This is a genomic window from Sphingomonas sp. Leaf343, from assembly GCF_001423765.1.
Classification (GTDB): domain Bacteria; phylum Pseudomonadota; class Alphaproteobacteria; order Sphingomonadales; family Sphingomonadaceae; genus Sphingomonas.
In genome coordinates this window covers 885,110-901,557 of the sequence record NZ_LMPG01000001.1, presented here as the reverse complement: position 1 = coordinate 901,557, position 16,448 = coordinate 885,110, and the positions used below count along the sequence as shown (strand labels likewise).

The window sequence follows — 16,448 nt, the reverse complement described above, 5'->3', positions numbered from 1 at the left end:
GCGTCAGGCCGATGCCCATGACCAGCGCCACCTCCCCGCTCGCCACCCCCTTTCCCGACATGCCGCCGATCGCCGGCGTCGAACTCCGCGTCGCACGCGCGCATTACAAGACGTGGGATCGCTGCGACCTGACCTTCGTGACGCTCGCGGAGGGTACGACGGTGGCGGGCGTCCTGACGCAGAGCAGATGCCCCTCCCCCGAGGTCGAATGGTGCCGCGCCGCGCTGACGCTCGGGAACGCGCGCGCGCTGGTGGTGAATGCCGGCAACTCCAACGCCTTCACCGGCAACCGCGGTCGTGCAGCGGTGGAGGCGATCGCCGCCCGCGTCGCGGCCACCCACGCCTGCAAGCCCTCCGATGTGTTCGTCGCCTCCACCGGCGTCATCGGTGTGCCGCTGCCCGTCGACAGGGCCGAAGCCGGTCTCGGCGCCGCCTTCGTCGCCGAACCCTGTGGCTGGCGCGAGGTCGCGGAGACGATCGGTACCACCGACACCTATCCCAAGGGCGCCAGCACCACCGCCGTCGTCGATGGCCGTATCGTGAGGCTGGTCGGCGTCATCAAGGGATCAGGGATGATCGCCCCTGATATGGCGACGATGCTCGGCTTCGTCTTCACCGACGCCGCAGTCGATCCCGCCTTCCTGCAACGCGCGCTGACCGCCGCGAATGCGCCCAGCTTCTCGTGCATCACCGTCGATGGCGACACCTCGACCAGCGACACCGTCCTCGCCTTCGCCACCGGTAAAGCGGGCAACCGGCCGCTCACCGACGACGACAGCCTCGGTGCGGACGCCTTCCGCGCCGCGCTCGCCGATCTGTGCCGACAGCTCGCCCTGCTCGTCGTCCGCGACGGGGAGGGTGCGACGAAGCTGATCCGCATCGACGTCGACGGCGCGGACAGCGACCGCAGCGCGCACCGCATCGCGATGAGCATCGCCAACTCGCCGCTGGTGAAGACCGCCATCGCCGGAGAAGACGCCAATTGGGGCCGCGTCGTGATGGCCGTCGGCAAGGCGGGGGAGCCGGCGGAGCGCGACAGCCTCTCGATCCGGTTCGGCTCGACCCAGGTCGCCAGCGGGGGGCTCGCCGTCGAGGGCTATGACGAAGAGCCGGTCGCCGCACACCTGAAGGGACAGGAAGTCGAGATCGGCATCGACCTGAACCTCGGCGAGGGTCGCGCCACCGTCTGGACGTGCGACCTGACGCACGGCTATATCTCGATCAACGCGGATTATCGAAGCTGATGCTGACGATCTGGGGCCGCCTCAACTCGCACAACGTCAAGAAGGTGGTGTGGCTTGCCGAGGAACTGGCGATGCCCTATTTCCGGCACGACGTCGGCGGCCGGTTCGGTATGGACGCCGCTTACCGCGGGCTGAATCCCAATGCGCTGATCCCGACGATCGAGGACGACGGCTTCGTGCTGTGGGAGTCGAATGCGATCCTGCGCTACCTCGCCGCAAGGCACGGTGACGAGCGCTGGTTCCCCGCCGATCCCGCCACCCGCGCACTCGGCGATCGCTGGATGGAGTGGCAGAACGGCTTTGCCGAAGCCCAGCGCGACGCGTTCTTCAACCTCATCCGCCGCGCACCGGCGGATCGTGACACTGCCGCGATCACGCGATCGGCGCAGGCGACGGCGAAACTGATGACCATCCTTGACGCGCATCTGGCGGAGCATCGCTGGCTATCGGGAGAAGGGTTCGGGCTCGCCGACATCCCGATGGGCGTCTATGCCCACCCTTGGTTCACGCTGGCGGTCAACCGACCAGACCTGCCAAACGTGGCGCGGTGGTACGGGGACCTACGGGACCGACCCGGCTATGCCGCCAACGTCATGATCCCACTGACCTGATCCGCGCCCCGGCCGGTGCCGGAGCGCGGAATATCCCCTACAGCGATCCTTCGAGCCACGCCTTGATCCGGCCCTTCGGCTCCGCACCGACTTTGGTCGCGGCGGGCACGCCGGCCTTGAACAGGATCATCGTCGGAATGCCACGCACGCCGTAACGGCCGGGAGCGTCGGGATTGTCGTCGATGTTGAGCTTGGCGATCGTCACCTGCTCGCCCAGTTCTTCCGAAATCTCTTCGAGCGACGGTCCGATCATCTTGCACGGCCCGCACCACTCTGCCCAGAAATCGACCAGGACGGGCTTATCGGACTTCAGGACGTCGGCGTCGAAGCTGGCGTCGGTGATCTGCTTGGTGGCCATGAATATCTCCTTGAAATGCGATCTAGGGCGGCGGTCGGACCGGCTCAACCCATGAGCGCGGAGCTTTGCTCCGTTGCGTGATAGCGCGGCTTGTGGCGGGCAAGGTCATCCGCGCTGAGCGGCACCAAAGTGGGCCCCGCCGTGTACAGCAACGCCGCCTCCACCGGTCGGTCCGGGAAGATCACCGCCAGCGCCGCGGCGTAGCCCGCCATCTGGCGCAGATGATAATCGGGCACCGCGTCCGGCACCTGCCGCCCGGTCTTGAAATCGATCAACCGGATCGTGTCGCCGACCAGCAGCCGGTCGACCGTGCCCGCGATGACGATTCCCTCGTCCAGCGTCGCCGCGATCGGGGCTTCCGCCAGCGCGTCCGGACCGAACAGGTCGGCGAAGCGTGTATCCTCGATCACCGCCAGCACCGCCGCGACGATCGCCGCCCGCGCTGCCGGGTCGGCGACGCTCCCGGCCCGTTCCAGCCAGCGATCCGCCGCCGCCGACCGTTCCGGGACAGCGACCGAAGGCAATCGCTCGAACAGCGCGTGCATCAGCCGCCCCCGCTCCGCCGCCGCGCGCATCGCCGCAGTCGGCGGCGGATCGGCGACCAGATCGTCCCCCAGCGACGACGGTGCGAGCGGCCGCGGCGGTCGCGCCTCCACGGCTGCTGGCAGCCGCGCCCATTCCGGCAGGGCCACCGGCGCATTCACGGCCGCGTCCGCGCGCCGTTGCACCGGCACCGGCGTCCCCGCCTCGAAACTCCGCTCGCCCTCGCCCGCCGGCACGCCCAGCGCCGTCAGCGCGCGATCCGCCGCGGCGTACCAGCTCGACGCCGGCGGCACCCCCTGCGCCTTCGGCCCCAGCGCGCCCGCGATCACCAGCCGCTCCTCCGCCCGCGTCGCCGCAACGTAGAACAGCCGCCAATGCTCCTCCAGTTCGCGCGCGTCGGCGGCGTCCTTCACGGCGTCCAGCGGCCCGCCTCGCTCGGCGGCGCGCGGCGAGAACACCGGGATCGGCGCGGCCCCATCCTCCGGCGACCAGCGCAATATCGATCGCGGCGACAGCGTCGGGTCGATCGTCGCATCCGCCAGAATGACCAAAGGCGCCTGCAAACCCTTGGCCCCGTGAGCAGTCATCACCCGCACCGCGTCCAGCGGCGCGGACGGATCGCGCACGATGTCGACATCGCCGCGATCGAACCAGTCGAGGAAGCGCTGCAAGGATGGAGTCGTCGTACTCTCGAACGCCAGCGCGGCGGACAGCAGTTCCTCGATCGGATCGCGCGCCTCCGCGCCCAGCCGCCGGATCAGCTTGCGCCGCCCGTCGAAGGGCCCCGACAGCATCTCCTCCAGAAACTCGTACGGTGTCGTGAAGTCCGCCCGCGCCAGCAGCGCGCGCAGCGGTGCGAGCCGCTCGTCGGATTGCGTCTCGCCCAGATGCCGCCACAGGCTGCCCCGCTCGCGCGGCGCGGCGTGCATCAGTTCGTCCTGCGTCCACCCGATCAACGGCGACACCAGCAGGCTGGCGAGCGACAGATCGTCCTCCGGCTGCAACACGAACCGCACCGCCGCGAGCAGGTCCTGCACCGCCAGCGGCGCATTCAGCCGCAACCGGTCGACGCCCGCGACGGGCACCCCCTCCGCGTACAGCCGCGCGACGATCAGAGACGCCAGTTCGCCCCGCCGCTTGACGAGGATCATCACGTCCTCCGGCCGCAACACCCGCCCCTTCGATCCCAGCATCATCGTCGGCTCGGCAAGCCAGCCCTTCACCGCCCGCGCGATGTCTCCGGCCAGCTTGCGGACGCTGTCGGATATCCAGCCTTCCTCGTCGTCCTCCGATCCACCCGCCACCACAGGCGGCCAGATCGTCACCCCGCCCGATCCCGGCACCTCGCTCGCGTGCTGCTCAACCGCGCCAATCGCACCCAGACCCGGTTCCGGCACCTCCGCGACGGCGGCATCGACGAAGGTCAGGATCGGCCGCACCGACCGGAACGAATGCGTCAGCGACAGGCGGTGGAACGGCAGCCCGCGATCCTGCTCGGGCCAATCCTCCGGGCCATGCGCCGCCCGCGCCTTGTCCTCGAACCGCCGCTCCGCCCAGGCGAAGTTGAGCGGACTGGTCCCCTGAAATCCGAAAATCGCCTGCTTCCAGTCGCCGACCGTAAACAGCGTCCGCGTCCGCGGCGCATAGATGCCGCGCCCGACGAAGAACTCCTCGGCGATCGCGCTGACGATACGCCACTGGTTCAGGTTGGTGTCCTGCGCCTCGTCGATCAGGACATGCTCGGTCTCGCGGTCCAGCTTGAACCGCACCCACTCGCCGATCCCCGGCGTCTCCAGCAGCGCGACGGCGGTCTGGATCAGATCCTCGAAATCGACGCCACCGACCCGCCGCTTCGCCAGATCATAGGCGCGCGCATAATCGCGGCCGACCTCCAGCCCCGCCGCGAGCAGATCGGCATAGGCCCCGCGCACGCCCAGCGACAGCAACGCCGCGAGCGCCCCGTGCAGGTCGCGGCCGATATCGGCATAGTCGGGATGCTGCGGCGCCTGCCCCTTCGCGAAGGAGCGCAGATCGCCGTCCGCCTTCGCCCACACCAGATGCACATCGGCCAGCCCGGCGACCCGCTCACCCTCATCCGCCTCCAGCCACGCGGCGATCGTCGCCGCCCGCGCGAGGCCGTTTTTGGTGCCCCATTCGCGGTTCATCAGCCCGATCTCGCGGATCGACTCCTCGTCAAGCTCGGCACAGCCCGCCGCCACCGCCTCCGCGATGTCGCCCATCGGCAGGTCGAGCGCCCGGCGGATGTAGGGCTGTATCCCCGACGGCAACGCCTCCAGCGCTGGCAGCGACCGCGCGCACGCGTTCAGGAAAGACTCCGCACCGCCCTCGCCCAGCCTCAGGCTCAGCGCGCCGATCGTCTCCACGACATGATCGCGCCCGTCCCGCTCCGCGGCGGTCAGCATCTGCGCCAGCGCCTCGCGCGCCAGCCCCGCCTCCTCGCGCGCTTCCAGGGGCCGGAAGCCGGGCGTCAGCGCCGCCTCGACCGGAAACGCCGCCAGCAGCCCCTGACAAAAGCCGTGGATCGTCTGGATGCGCAGCCCCCCGCCCGGCGCGTCCAGCACCTTGGCGAATAAAGTCCGCGCCCGCGCCACCTGCTCCGGCCCGCCCGGCTCGCCCAGCGCCTGAAGGTCCTGAAACAGCTCGGTGTCGTCCAGCCTCACCCACGCCGCCAGCCGCGCGTTGATCCGGTGCGCCATCTCCGCTGCGCCCGCCTTGGTGAAGGTCAGGCACAGGATCGCCGACGGATCGGTCCCCTTCAGCAGCAGCCGGAACACGCGCGCGGACAGCACCTGCGTCTTGCCGGTGCCCGCCGACGCCGCCAGCCAGACATGCGCCGACGGATCGGACGCGCGCCGCTGTTCGCCCTTCAGCGGCGGCAGGCGCTTCAGGTCATTCACGGCCATACCATTCGTCGCGGCGCATCAACTGATCGTACTCGGCATAGGGGGCGTAATCCGGCACCAGCTTGGCGGTGAACGGCTCGTTCCCGGTCAGCCATCTGGCGGCGACGTCGCTGAAATTGGCGGCGGCGATACGCGTGAAATCGGCGGTGACGATCTTGTCGCGCTTGCCCTCCGGATCGCACGGGCTATCGACGAAGCCGAACTGGTCGCGCCGCTTCGCCAGCGACCAATATTCGAACGCCGCCGCCGTGCCGCCGACATCCGCAAACCCGCCCCGCTCCGCGATCAGCCCCAGCAGCCCGAGCTGCAGGCTGAACCCCGCCCGCACCGCCGCGGCGGAGGGCGGCTTGCCGGTCTTGTAATCGACGATGCCGATCCCGCCGGGCAACCGGTCGATGCGATCGTAGCGCCCCGACAGTGTCACGCCCGCCATCTCGATCTCGCCTCGTCCTTCGGCGGCCAGCACGTGCCGGTCGCCCGCGCGCATCTCGACCACCTGTCCGGCGATCCAGTCGATCGCCTCGCGCAATCGCGGCTGCCACAACGCGCGCAGCAGCGGATGCACCTCCGCATCCTTCAACATCCGCATAGCCCGCGGCCGCAGCGCGTCGGGCGCGCAACCGTCCAGCTTCCACCATTGCTCCAGAATGGCGTGAACCGCCGTCCCCCGCCACGCGGCGGTCGGATCGGCATCGACGGGATCGAGCGGCGACAATCGCAGCACGCGCCGCGCATAGAAGGAATAGGGGTCCGCCTTCAGCCGGTCGACTTCCGTGACGGAGATGCTCCTGGGCCGCGTCTTCGGCAGCGGCGCGGGCCGCTCGACCGGCTTGTGCGTATCCGATGCGTCCAGCGCCCGCGACCAGCCTTCCAGCGCGCCGTCACGCTCGAACCGGTCCCCCGCCATCGCCTGCAACCGCAGCCACAGGCGCGACGCGAGCGCCGGCGACCCGGCATCGCGCCGCGCGCGGGTCACCAGCACTTCGGGCGCGCCCAGCCCCTGCGCAAAATCATGCGCGGCGATGCCGATCCGCTGCTCCAGCCCGATCAGCCCCAGCGCACTCCGAATGCGAGGCGCGAGCCAGGGATCGGGCGGCGGACTGCCCGGCCACGTCCCTTCGTTCAGCCCGCTCAGGATCATCAGGTCCGCCGACTGCAACCGCGCCTCGATCTGGCCATAGATGGCGAGGCGCGGATGTCCCTTGCCCCGCTCCGGCCGCACTGCCACCTCGTCCAGCAGCGTGCGCAGCATCGCTGGCAGTTCGGCCGGATCGACCAGCGCCGGCCCGGCACCGCCCTCCGCCTCCAGATCGGCGACGAACTCCGCCGCCGCGCGCCCCGCCAGCCCGGACCACAGCGCATCGCCGCACAGCGCCTGTGCCGCCTCGCGAACGCACGCGATCAGCCCGGGCAGCGGCTGCGGCCCGGCCGAGACCTGCCGCGCCAACGGCTCCAGTCGCGGCTTGATCCACGTCCAGAACGTCGCTGCGCGCCCTTCCGGCGACAGTCCGTCCAACCCCGCCGGCGGACGCGGCCCCCGCAGCGACCGGTCCATCGCGCGCACCCCGTCCAGCCATTCCAGCCGCGGCACGCCGCCATTCGCCAGCGGATGCTTCAGCAGCGACAGCAATGCGAGCGGCGCGAACGCCTGCGCCGCCGCCTCCGCCAGCGCCAGCAGAAGCGTTCCCGGCGGCAGGATCGCGAGCGGCCGCCCGGCGCTGTCGTCGACCGTGATCCCCCAGCGCCGGCAATGCACTGCCACCCGCCGCGCCAGCGCCCGGTCCGGCGTCACCAGCGCCGCGGTCTTCCCCGGCGTGTCCAACGCGTGACGCAGCGCCAGCGCGATCGTCTGCGCCTCCTCCGCCGGGGTGGCGAGTTCGGCCGCGCGCACGCCCGACAGCCGCCGGTCCGCCGCCGCCAGATCGGTCCACTTGCCGGTGAAATCCGCCGGAGCCAGTGCGTTGGCGATCGCCCGCCCGCGTGCGGGATCGGCATCCGCGCCCCAGTTGACCATTGCCCCGCCGCCGCGCCAGCGCACGACCTCGTCGCGGCCGATGCTCATCCGCTCCAGCATCAGCTTCAGATGGAATTGCGGGTGGGTCTCGATCGCCCGCAGCCCGCTGTCGAGGGCGTGCGGGCCAAGCGCATCCCACTCGTCCTGCGGCATCGCCAGATCGAGCCCGGCCAAAACCGTCTGCCCCTGCGCCATATCGGCGACACAGCGCAGCAGCCGCGCGACCGCGGGCGACGTGTCGGTGATCCCCGCCGCGCACACGAACCCGGTCGGCGGCGTCGTCCGCCAACGCGCCGCCAGCGCCGCCAGCAACCGCGCCCGCCGCTCCGCCCCGTCGATCGCGCCCAGCTTCGCCAGTTCCGCCGGCCAGCGATCGATCACGATCCGGAACGTCGCCAGCGCCCGCGCCCAATGCTCCGTCAGTTCGGGGGCCAGATCCAGCTCCGCCAGCCGAGCCGGCGGCACCTCCTCGACCAGCAACTGGTCCAGCGTCCGCGCCATATCGCCCGCCAGCCGCACCGCCTCCGAGGCCGATATCGGCGTTCCCGTCCGCGCGCGCTCTTCCTCGACCAGCCGGGCGAGGATCATCCGCCGCGCATAGGGCGCAACCGCAGGCGGCGGCGGATCGTCCGCCACGTCCAGCGCCGCGCCGGCCGCCTCGCCCAGGTCGGGGTCGCCCAGCGCCACCAGCCGGGGCAGCAGCAGCCCGCCGCCGCTCGCTCGCACGAACGCCTCCGTCACCGCCCGCACCGCGCGATTGTTCGGCAGCAGCACCAGTCCCCGCGCCAACGCCGCCTGATCGCGCCCGCGCATCAGCCCACCGACCAGCGCGTCGGCGAACGCGCGGTGCGCCGGGATCGTATAGACGGATGGCCGCTCAGCCATCCAGCAGCAGCGCCTCGGTCTTCGTTATCGCGCCGGGCGTGCCGACGTCGAACCACAACCCCTGATGCACCTGCCCGAACGCGCGCCCGGCCGCGATCGCGCGATCCCAGAACAGGTTGGTGGAGAACGGCCCCTCCGGCCAGTCGGCGATCAACCGCGGGTGCAATATCTGAAGGCCGGTATAGGCGAACGGCGCAACGGTGGCCGATCGCCGCCGCCGCGTGATCCGTCCGTCCGCGGCCAGATGAAAATCTCCCTGCCCGCGATAATTGTTCGCGCGCGCCAGCGGCACCATCAGCAGCAGCGCGTCCATGCTTTCGTCGTCCCACCGCGACGACAGCAGCTTGATCGCGTCCACGGGTCCATCGATCCAAAGGTTGTCGCTGTTGGCGACCAGCACCGGCTCATTGCCCAGCAGGTCGCGGGCCTGCACCAGCCCGCCACCCGTCTCCATCAACCGCTTGCGCTCGTCGGACACGACCACGTCGACACCGTCGAACTTCGCGCCCAGATGCGCCACCAGCGAGTCCGCGAGATAGTGGACGTTCACCACCGCCCGCTCGACACCCGCCGCCTGCAACCGGTCGAACACATGATCGATCAACGGCTTGCCCGCGACTTCGATCATCGGCTTGGGCCGCGTCGCGGTCAGCGGCCGCATCCGCTTCCCCAACCCCGCCGCCATCACCATCGCCGTCTTCGGCACCGTCCCGCCGGGATCGGGCCGGATCGCCAGTTGCCGCGTCATCGCGTCAGCTCCAGCGGGTCGCCGCGCAGTTCCGGCGGTAGGTTCTCGTCGAACCACCGCGCGACCGGTGCCAGTACCGGCTCCGACAGGTCACGTTCGAGATAGGCCCAGACGCGCGGACACAGCCCGACATAGCGCGGCTTCCCGTCACGCTTCCACAACCGCGCGAAAATCCCCAGAATCTTGGCATTCCGCTGCGCCCCGAGCACGTGATAGGCGCGCAGGAAGTCGTCACCGACACCGGTCGCGCCCATGTACCGCGCCAACATCGCCTGCTCGATCGACGGATCGACGTCGCGCCGCGCATCCTGCAATAGCGACACAAGATCATAGGCCGGATGCCCCGCCAGCGCGTCCTGGAAATCCAGCAGGCCCAGCCGCCGCGCGCTGCCGACCAGCATCAAATTCTCGGCATGATAGTCGCGCAGCACCGTCACCGGCTCCGCCGCCAGTGCGTGATCCAGCACCGCATTCCATGCCGCCGTGTAGCCCGCGACATCGGGCACGATCCCCACCGCCGGGCAATACCATTCCACGAACAACGCCGCCTCGCGCTGCATCACCGCCCGGTCATAGGGTTGCAGCGGCCCGGCCGGATGCGTCGCCAGATCGACCAGCAGGTCGATCGCATCGCCATAGAGCGCCAGTTCGTCGCCTTCCGTATCCGCGGTCTCGCGCAGGCGGACGTCACCCAGATCGCCCAGCAAAACCAGGCCCTGCGCCTCGTCCAGGCCCAGGATCGCCGGGGCCAGAAATCCCCGTTCGTCCAGCCAGCGGGCCATCGCCACGAACGGCCGCGTGTCCTCCTGCGGCGGCGGCGCATCCATCAGCACGGCAGTACGCTCGCCGTCCACCACCCTGAAATAGCGGCGGAACGACGCGTCCCCCGCCAGCGGCGAGACGGTCGCCGCACCCCATCCAAGGGCGTCGAGAAACGGAAGCGCGCCCGGCGGCGGGATCATATCGGCCATCGCTCCCTCCAGCCCGGCGGCACCTCCGCTGTCAAGCGACGCGCGCCGTCCGGCTCCATCGCAAGCGTCAGGCGTAGCGCCTCCGGCCACGCCCGCGCACCCGCCCGCTCCGGCCATTCGACCAGCAGCACGCCGTCGCCGCGCTCGTCCTCCAGCCCCAGTTCCTCGACCTCGTCCGGATCGTCCAGTCGGTACAGATCGACATGCCACACCGGCATCAGCGTCTCGGGCGGTGCATAGGGCTGCACGATCGCAAAGCTCGGACTCGGCGCCTCGCCCGCCAGCCCCAGCGCCGCCAGCAAACCGCGCGCGATGCTGGTCTTGCCCGCACCCAGCGGCCCCGTCAGCGCGACGACATCGCCTGCCCGCACAACCGCCGCCAGTCGCGCCCCGAACGCCTCCGTCGCTGCGGCATCGGCCAGCCGCCGCTCACCCTCCCCGCTCATCGCCGTGGCAGGTCCACCGTCACCAGCGTCCCCTCGCCCGGCTCGGACACCAACGCGATCGTCCCGCCATGCGCCTCCACGAACTGCTTCGCCAACGGCATGCCCAGCCCCAGCGCGCGCTCGCCGCCCGGTTGCAGATGCGGCTCCGCGAACCGGTCGAACACCCGGCCCGCGCTCTCCTCGTCCAAGCCCGGTCCGTCGTCGGACACCACGATCCGCGCGTGCGTCGCGGTGCCGTCCGCATGCAGCAGGATGCGCCCGCCCTCGCCCAGCGACGCCAGCGCATGCCTCAACAGATGCTCCACCACTTCGCGCAATCTCTGGGGATCGCCCTGCACCCGCCCGGCCGATCGCGAGAGTTCGACCGCGAAGTCGATCTTGTGCCGCTTGATCGCCGGCTGGATCGCCATCGCCGCCTCGCGCGCGACGGTGACCAGATCGACGTCCTTGCGCTCCACCGCCGCCCCTTCGCCGCCGCGCGTCAGGTCCAGCACGTCGTCGATCAACAGCCCCAGCCGCTCTACGGAATCAAGGATCGCTTCGACGTACGTCCCCGCCTCTGCCGGCAACTCGCCCGCATAACCGCCGTGCAGCATTTCCGCGAACCCGCCGATCGACGTCAGCGGCGTCTTCAATTCATAGCTCATGTTCGCCACGAACTGCGTCTTCACCTTGTCCGCCGCTTCCAAAGCATCCGCCCGCTCCCGCAGGGCCTGCTCCGCCCGGCGGCTGTCGGTGATGTCCAGCATCGTGAACAGCGCGTTGCCGTCCGGCAGCGGCACGCCCGCGAACTCGAAATGCCTCCCGTCCGCGAACGCGACGCGCCCGCCACGTTGCTGCCGCTCGGCGGTGGCGGAATGGACCAGATCGGCGATCAGCGTTGATCGGCTCGGCGTCGACAGCCGGGGCGCGATGCGGCTCGCAAATACGTCCACGCGCGGATGGCTCGCGAGGAATTCCTCGTCGACGCCCCACAGCGCGCGGAACCGGTTGTTCCATAATTGCAACCGGCCATCCGCGGCGAACACACCCAGCGCCTCGAACAGATTGTCGAACGTCGCCGTTCGTACCCGCAACAGGGTGTCGCGCGCGCTGGCCAGTTGCACCTGCTCGGTGCGGTCCTCGAAGATCAGCAGCAGGCCGCCGTCCGGCAGCGGCTGCGCCACGACGTGCAGATGCGTGCCGCCCGGCAGATGCCAATTCTCTTCCGATGCAACGTCCGCTGCGACGAACCAGTTGCGCCGCTCCGCTTTCCAGCCGGGGAAATCACGCACCTCGGGCAGCCGGTTCGCCTCGCGCATCCGTTCCAGCACGCGGTCGAACTCGGGGCGATCCGCCAGCCACTCGGGGCGCATCGCGAACATCCGGTGGAACGGCTGGTTGCAGAATACCAGCGCCCGGTCGCCGCCGAACTGCGCCACGCCCGCCGACAGCCGGTCGAGCATACCCCGCTGCGCCTCCGCGAAACGCTTGGCTCCGCTTCGCGCCTGTTCCAGATCCTCGATATCGACCGCGAAGCCCGCGACGCCGCCCGTCGGCAGCGGCACGTCGATCACCTGCAAACGCCGCCGTGCGCCGCCGATCGTCGCGGGCAGCACCTGCTCCGCCGGCCGCCCTTGTGCCTTCGCCGCCGCCGCACCGGCCAGCGGGCCGCCCTGGCCGGTGCCCTCGACCAGTTCCAGCCCGCGCGCGAGCGTATCTGCCGCGTCGCGTCCCTCAACCGCCTCGACATAGGCCGAATTGACCATCGCCAGCTTCAGGTCGCCACCGCGATACCACATCGGCATCGGCGCGGCCTCGATCAGGCCGGTCAACGCACGATACGCATCCGCCAGCCGCTCGACCTCGCCTCCCAGCCGCTCGATCTCGCCTTGCGTATCGGTCGCGTCGAAGACCCAGACGATCGCACCGCCCGCCGCGCCCAGTTCCGCGGGTGCGCGTCCGCCCCGCAACGTCAGGGCGCGTTGCGACCCGCGCGGCCGCACGGCCAGTTCGAAATCACGTCCGGCGCGCTGCGCGGCGGTCACGTCGGCGGACAATGCCGTCACATCTTCGGCGTTCAGCCCGGCGTCATCGCCATCGGTCAGGTCGGACAGCGTCCGCGGTGCCGCCGACAGCCCGAACCAGTCCGCCAGCCGCGTCGACATCTCGACCCGCCCGTCCGGCCGCACCAGCATCGCCAGCGCCGGCGCACTTCGCAGCGTCGCATGCAGACGTCCGTTTTCGTCGCCCGCCATCGCCGCCGCCGCGCGCGCACGAAGCCCAACGAACAAAGCTGCCGCTCCGCCCCCGATCATGACGAGCAGCATCAATCCCAGCGCGATCGCGGAGCCGGTGCCAAGCTGCATCATGTTCTGATCCGTCGTGCAGGCATGTCTCCGTGTCTACGGTCCGCGGGGTCGCCGGGCAACATTTGTGATCGCCCCTTGATTAACTACAGATAAAACTATGTTTGAAGTACCGGTATGGACCTAAGTTGTTGCAATGATGCGACACTGTTTGGATATTCCTGTGGCGACGATGGACATCTGTAGGAACCCGAGCGTTTTTCGCGATACCTGACCGACACATCGGCAGGCGGGTCGGCCCTCCGCCCCGATGGTACATGGTTCAGGGAACACAGCCACAATGTCAGTATTTCGACGCCATCTCCTCGCCACGACCCTGCTGGTCGCGGCGGTCCCCGTGTCGGCGCTTCACGCCCAGGATGCCGCCAATCCGGCGCGCACCGCGGAAACCGCCGATCCCACATCCGCGCAGGATGGAACGGAACAGTCCGCCACCGACCCCGCGTCCCAGGCCAATGGCGCCGCGGCGCAGGGCGATGAAGGCGGCGGCGACATCGTCGTCACCGGCTCGCGCATCGCCTCGCCCTCCGCGACCGCCGCATCGCCGCTTCAGGTGATCGGTGCCGCGCAGATCCAGCAGGCCGGCGTCATCAACGTGCAGGACGTCCTGCTCCAGAACCCGACCTTCGGCGCGCCCGGCATCAGCCGCACCAACTCCAGCTTCGCCACGCAGTCGGCCGGCGTCGCCACCGTCAACCTGCGTAATCTGGGCGAGGACCGCACGCTGGTGCTGGTCAACGGCCGCCGCTTCGTGTCGGGCGTTCCCGGCAGCCAGGCGGTCGACCTCAACGTCATCCCGACGCAGTTCCTGGAACGTGTCGATATCCTGACCGGCGGCGCATCGGCCGTCTATGGTTCGGACGCCGTCGCAGGTGTCGTCAACATGGTCTACAAGACCAAGTTCGACGGCGTGCAGATCGATGGCCAGATGGGCATCAGCCAATATGGCGACGGTGCCGATCGCCAGATCAACGCTCTGGTCGGCAAGAACTTCGCCGACGACCGTGGCAATATCATGCTGTTCGGCGGCTATTCGAAGCAGGGCACGGTCTTCAAGAAGGACCGTTCGACCGAAGCAGGCTCCAGCGCGGTCGATTCCAGCAGCCTCGGGCTGGCGAACGGCAATGACGCCGACCTGTTCACGCCGCGCACCCTGTTGTCGGGCTTCATTCCCGGCGGCCGCTTCTACACCGGTACGGGCGACGACACGCAGGTCTTCAGCTACGGCACCGACAACGTCCTGCGAAACTGCACCACCACCAGCTGCGGCGGCTTCAACCGTTCCGATTTCCGCTATCTCGCGGTGCCGGTCGAGCGCTACGTCGCCGCCGGCCGCGGCAATTTCGAAGTGTCGCCCGCCTTCAACCTGTTCCTCGAAGGCAACTACGCGAAGACTAAGGCGAACACGAACATCGAGCCGTTCCCGCTCAGTTCGGACCTCGTCAACATCGCGACGGGCGGTCAGGTGCCGATCCAGACCGTCGTCGGCGGCGTCACCTATCGCAACCCCTACGTGCCCGACGCGATCTTCAACGCGGCGACCGACACCGATGGCGACGGCCTGCGCGACATCTATTTCGACCGTCGTCTCGCCGATTTCGGCGCGCGTACCAGCCGCGCCAGCCGCGAGCTGTTCCGTATCGCCGGCGGTGCCAACGGCAAGTTCCTGGAGGATCGCTTCAGCTACGAGGTCTATGGCATCTACGGTCAGACGATCGAGAACCAGAGCGGCAACGGCCAGTATGACAGCCGCAACTTCACGGCAGCACTGAACGCGTACACCGACCCGGCCACCGGCCAGATCGTATGCGCCGATCCCGCCGCGCGCGCGGCGGGCTGCGTCCCCGCGAACATCTATGGCATCAACGCGCTCGCTCCGGCGGCCGGCTATATCGCCGCACCGACGACGCTGCGGTCGAAGCTGACGCAGACGGTCGCGGGCGGCAACGTGTCGGGCAAGCTGTTCTCGCTGTTCGGTGCCGACGCGATCGGTGTCAGCGTCGGCGGCGAATATCGCCGGGAATCGAGCAGCAACGAGTTCGATCCCCTCACGCAGCTCGGCCTGAACGGTAACAACGCGCTGCCCTCCACCCGCGGCAAGTTCGACTTGTTCGAAGGGTTCGGCGAAGCGATCGTCCCGATCATTCAGGATCAGCCGTTCTTCCACTCGCTGTCCCTGCGTGGCGCGATCCGCGTGTCGGACTATTCGACGATCGGCACGACCTACAGCTACAATTACGGCGGCGAATGGGCTCCGATCGAGGATGTCCGCTTCCGTGTGATGCAGGCGCGCTCGGTGCGCGCGCCCAACATCAACGAGCTGTTCCAGCCCGCACAGCAGGACTTCCCGTCCGGGCTTCAGGATCCATGCGTGGGCCTGACGGCGGGGGCGACCGGCACGCTCGCGACCCAGTGTCTCGCCGCACCCGGCGTCGCCGCCAACATCGCCGCCAATGGCGCGTTCGCGGTCAACCAGGCGGACCTTCAGGGCATCACCAGCTTCGGCGGCGGCAACCCGAATCTTCAGGAGGAGAAGGGCGACTCGTTCACCGCCGGCGTCGTGCTGAACCCGCGTTCGATCGCGGGTCTGCGCAACCTCGTCGTGACGGTCGACTACTTCAACATCCGCGTCCGGGATGCGATCGTTACCACGCCGCTGCAGTTCATCCTGAACCAGTGCTACAACAACGCGGTGCAGGAATTCTGCGACCTCGTCGTCCGTCGGCCGACCATCGTCGGTCCGAATAGCGCGGGTTCGCTGGACGAAGTCAACACCTCGCCGTCGAACAGCGGCGGGCTGAAGACGTCGGGCGTCGACGTCAACGTCGACTGGCGCGGCAGCCTCGACTCGCTCGGGGTCGGCGGCAACCTGACGCTGCACGGCGCGTACACGCACCTCATCAAGGGCTATACGATCCCGCTGCCGGGTTCGGAGCGCGACTATTTCGCCGGCGAGATCGGTGCGGCGCGCGACCGGTTCTCGGTCACGTCCGGCTATGACCGGGAAGGCGTCGGCCTCACCCTGACAGGGACCTGGATCAGCCAGTCCAGCCTCGACGATCAGTTGACGGGTGCACGTCCGGGTACGAACCCACTCTACCGCGTGCGTCCGCAGTTCTACCTCGACTCCCAGATCCGTTTCCGCACCGATGGCGGGTACGAGTTCTACATCGGTGGTCAGAACCTGCTGAACAACAAGCCGCCCTATCTCGCCGATATCGGCGCGACTGCGGGTCAGGATACCGACACGTCGGTCTACGATCCGCTCGGCCGCCGGTTCTATGCGGGCGTCCGCATCGGCTTCTGATCGGACCGGGGAGCGTCCTCGCGACGCTCCCCTTCCACACGGGTTCCGC

Annotated in this window: 10 protein-coding genes; 3 read left to right on the top strand and 7 right to left on the bottom strand. The window is 69.3% G+C overall.

Features of this window, described 5'->3' with window-relative positions:
* The first annotated feature begins 17 nt into the window (after positions 1 to 17).
* Complete coding sequence (argJ, locus tag ASG07_RS03980) at positions 18 to 1,244, top strand: bifunctional glutamate N-acetyltransferase/amino-acid acetyltransferase ArgJ (protein WP_055843002.1); 1,227 nt, start codon at positions 18 to 20, stop codon at positions 1,242 to 1,244.
* The gene (locus ASG07_RS03975; protein ID WP_055842398.1) at positions 1,244 to 1,855 is read left to right on the top strand and encodes a glutathione S-transferase family protein; all 612 of its coding nucleotides are present in this window, start codon (positions 1,244 to 1,246) and stop codon (positions 1,853 to 1,855) included. The genes argJ and ASG07_RS03975 overlap by 1 nt, the downstream gene beginning before the upstream one ends.
* A gap of 37 nt (positions 1,856 to 1,892) precedes the next feature.
* Here ASG07_RS03975 and trxA read toward each other — a convergent pair whose 3' ends face one another.
* The 7 genes from trxA to ASG07_RS03940 are packed head-to-tail and all read right to left on the bottom strand — an operon-like array spanning position 1,893 to position 13,095.
* Positions 1,893 to 2,213 (bottom strand): thioredoxin TrxA, encoded by a 321-nt coding sequence (trxA, locus tag ASG07_RS03970; RefSeq protein ID WP_055842395.1) that lies wholly within the window; start codon positions 2,211 to 2,213, stop codon positions 1,893 to 1,895.
* Between the two features lie 44 nt (positions 2,214 to 2,257).
* Positions 2,258 to 5,680: a double-strand break repair helicase AddA gene (gene addA, locus ASG07_RS03965; protein WP_055842392.1), complete on the bottom strand. Its 3,423-nt coding sequence runs from the start codon at positions 5,678 to 5,680 to the stop codon at positions 2,258 to 2,260.
* Positions 5,667 to 8,579 carry a double-strand break repair protein AddB gene (gene addB, locus ASG07_RS03960; protein WP_055843000.1) on the bottom strand — a complete coding sequence of 971 codons (2,913 nt, stop codon included), beginning with the start codon at positions 8,577 to 8,579 and terminating at the stop codon, positions 5,667 to 5,669. The genes addA and addB overlap by 14 nt, the downstream gene beginning before the upstream one ends.
* On the bottom strand, positions 8,572 to 9,327 hold the full coding sequence (locus tag ASG07_RS03955; RefSeq protein WP_055842390.1) for a nucleotidyltransferase family protein: 756 nt from the start codon (positions 9,325 to 9,327) through the stop codon (positions 8,572 to 8,574). Before ASG07_RS03955 ends, addB begins: the two co-directional genes overlap by 8 nt.
* Positions 9,324 to 10,289 (bottom strand): aminoglycoside phosphotransferase family protein, encoded by a 966-nt coding sequence (locus ASG07_RS03950; RefSeq protein ID WP_201780958.1) that lies wholly within the window; start codon positions 10,287 to 10,289, stop codon positions 9,324 to 9,326. The genes ASG07_RS03955 and ASG07_RS03950 overlap by 4 nt, the downstream gene beginning before the upstream one ends.
* Positions 10,286 to 10,744 (bottom strand): tRNA (adenosine(37)-N6)-threonylcarbamoyltransferase complex ATPase subunit type 1 TsaE, encoded by a 459-nt coding sequence (tsaE, locus tag ASG07_RS03945; protein WP_055842387.1) that lies wholly within the window; start codon positions 10,742 to 10,744, stop codon positions 10,286 to 10,288. Before tsaE ends, ASG07_RS03950 begins: the two co-directional genes overlap by 4 nt.
* The gene (locus ASG07_RS03940) at positions 10,741 to 13,095 is read right to left on the bottom strand and encodes a sensor histidine kinase (RefSeq protein WP_055842385.1); all 2,355 of its coding nucleotides are present in this window, start codon (positions 13,093 to 13,095) and stop codon (positions 10,741 to 10,743) included. The genes tsaE and ASG07_RS03940 overlap by 4 nt, the downstream gene beginning before the upstream one ends.
* A 277-nt stretch (positions 13,096 to 13,372) precedes the next feature.
* Between ASG07_RS03940 and ASG07_RS03935 the strand changes: the two genes are divergently transcribed.
* On the top strand, positions 13,373 to 16,399 hold the full coding sequence (locus ASG07_RS03935; RefSeq protein ID WP_055842381.1) for a TonB-dependent receptor plug domain-containing protein: 3,027 nt from the start codon (positions 13,373 to 13,375) through the stop codon (positions 16,397 to 16,399).
* Positions 16,400 to 16,448 lie beyond the last annotated feature (49 nt).

Bases quoted from the DNA above. Each gene is read 5' to 3' on its own strand.
- argJ (WP_055843002.1), top strand. From the start codon at position 18: ATGACCAGCGCCACCTCCCCGCTCGCCACCCCCTTTCCCGACATGCCG.
- ASG07_RS03975 (WP_055842398.1), top strand. From the start codon at position 1,244: ATGCTGACGATCTGGGGCCGCCTCAACTCGCACAACGTCAAGAAGGTG.
- trxA (WP_055842395.1), bottom strand. From the start codon at position 2,213: ATGGCCACCAAGCAGATCACCGACGCCAGCTTCGACGCCGACGTCCTG.
- addA (WP_055842392.1), bottom strand. From the start codon at position 5,680: ATGGCCGTGAATGACCTGAAGCGCCTGCCGCCGCTGAAGGGCGAACAG.
- addB (WP_055843000.1), bottom strand. From the start codon at position 8,579: ATGGCTGAGCGGCCATCCGTCTATACGATCCCGGCGCACCGCGCGTTC.
- ASG07_RS03955 (WP_055842390.1), bottom strand. From the start codon at position 9,327: ATGACGCGGCAACTGGCGATCCGGCCCGATCCCGGCGGGACGGTGCCG.
- ASG07_RS03950 (WP_201780958.1), bottom strand. From the start codon at position 10,289: ATGATCCCGCCGCCGGGCGCGCTTCCGTTTCTCGACGCCCTTGGATGG.
- tsaE (WP_055842387.1), bottom strand. From the start codon at position 10,744: ATGAGCGGGGAGGGTGAGCGGCGGCTGGCCGATGCCGCAGCGACGGAG.
- ASG07_RS03940 (WP_055842385.1), bottom strand. From the start codon at position 13,095: ATGATGCAGCTTGGCACCGGCTCCGCGATCGCGCTGGGATTGATGCTG.
- ASG07_RS03935 (WP_055842381.1), top strand. From the start codon at position 13,373: ATGTCAGTATTTCGACGCCATCTCCTCGCCACGACCCTGCTGGTCGCG.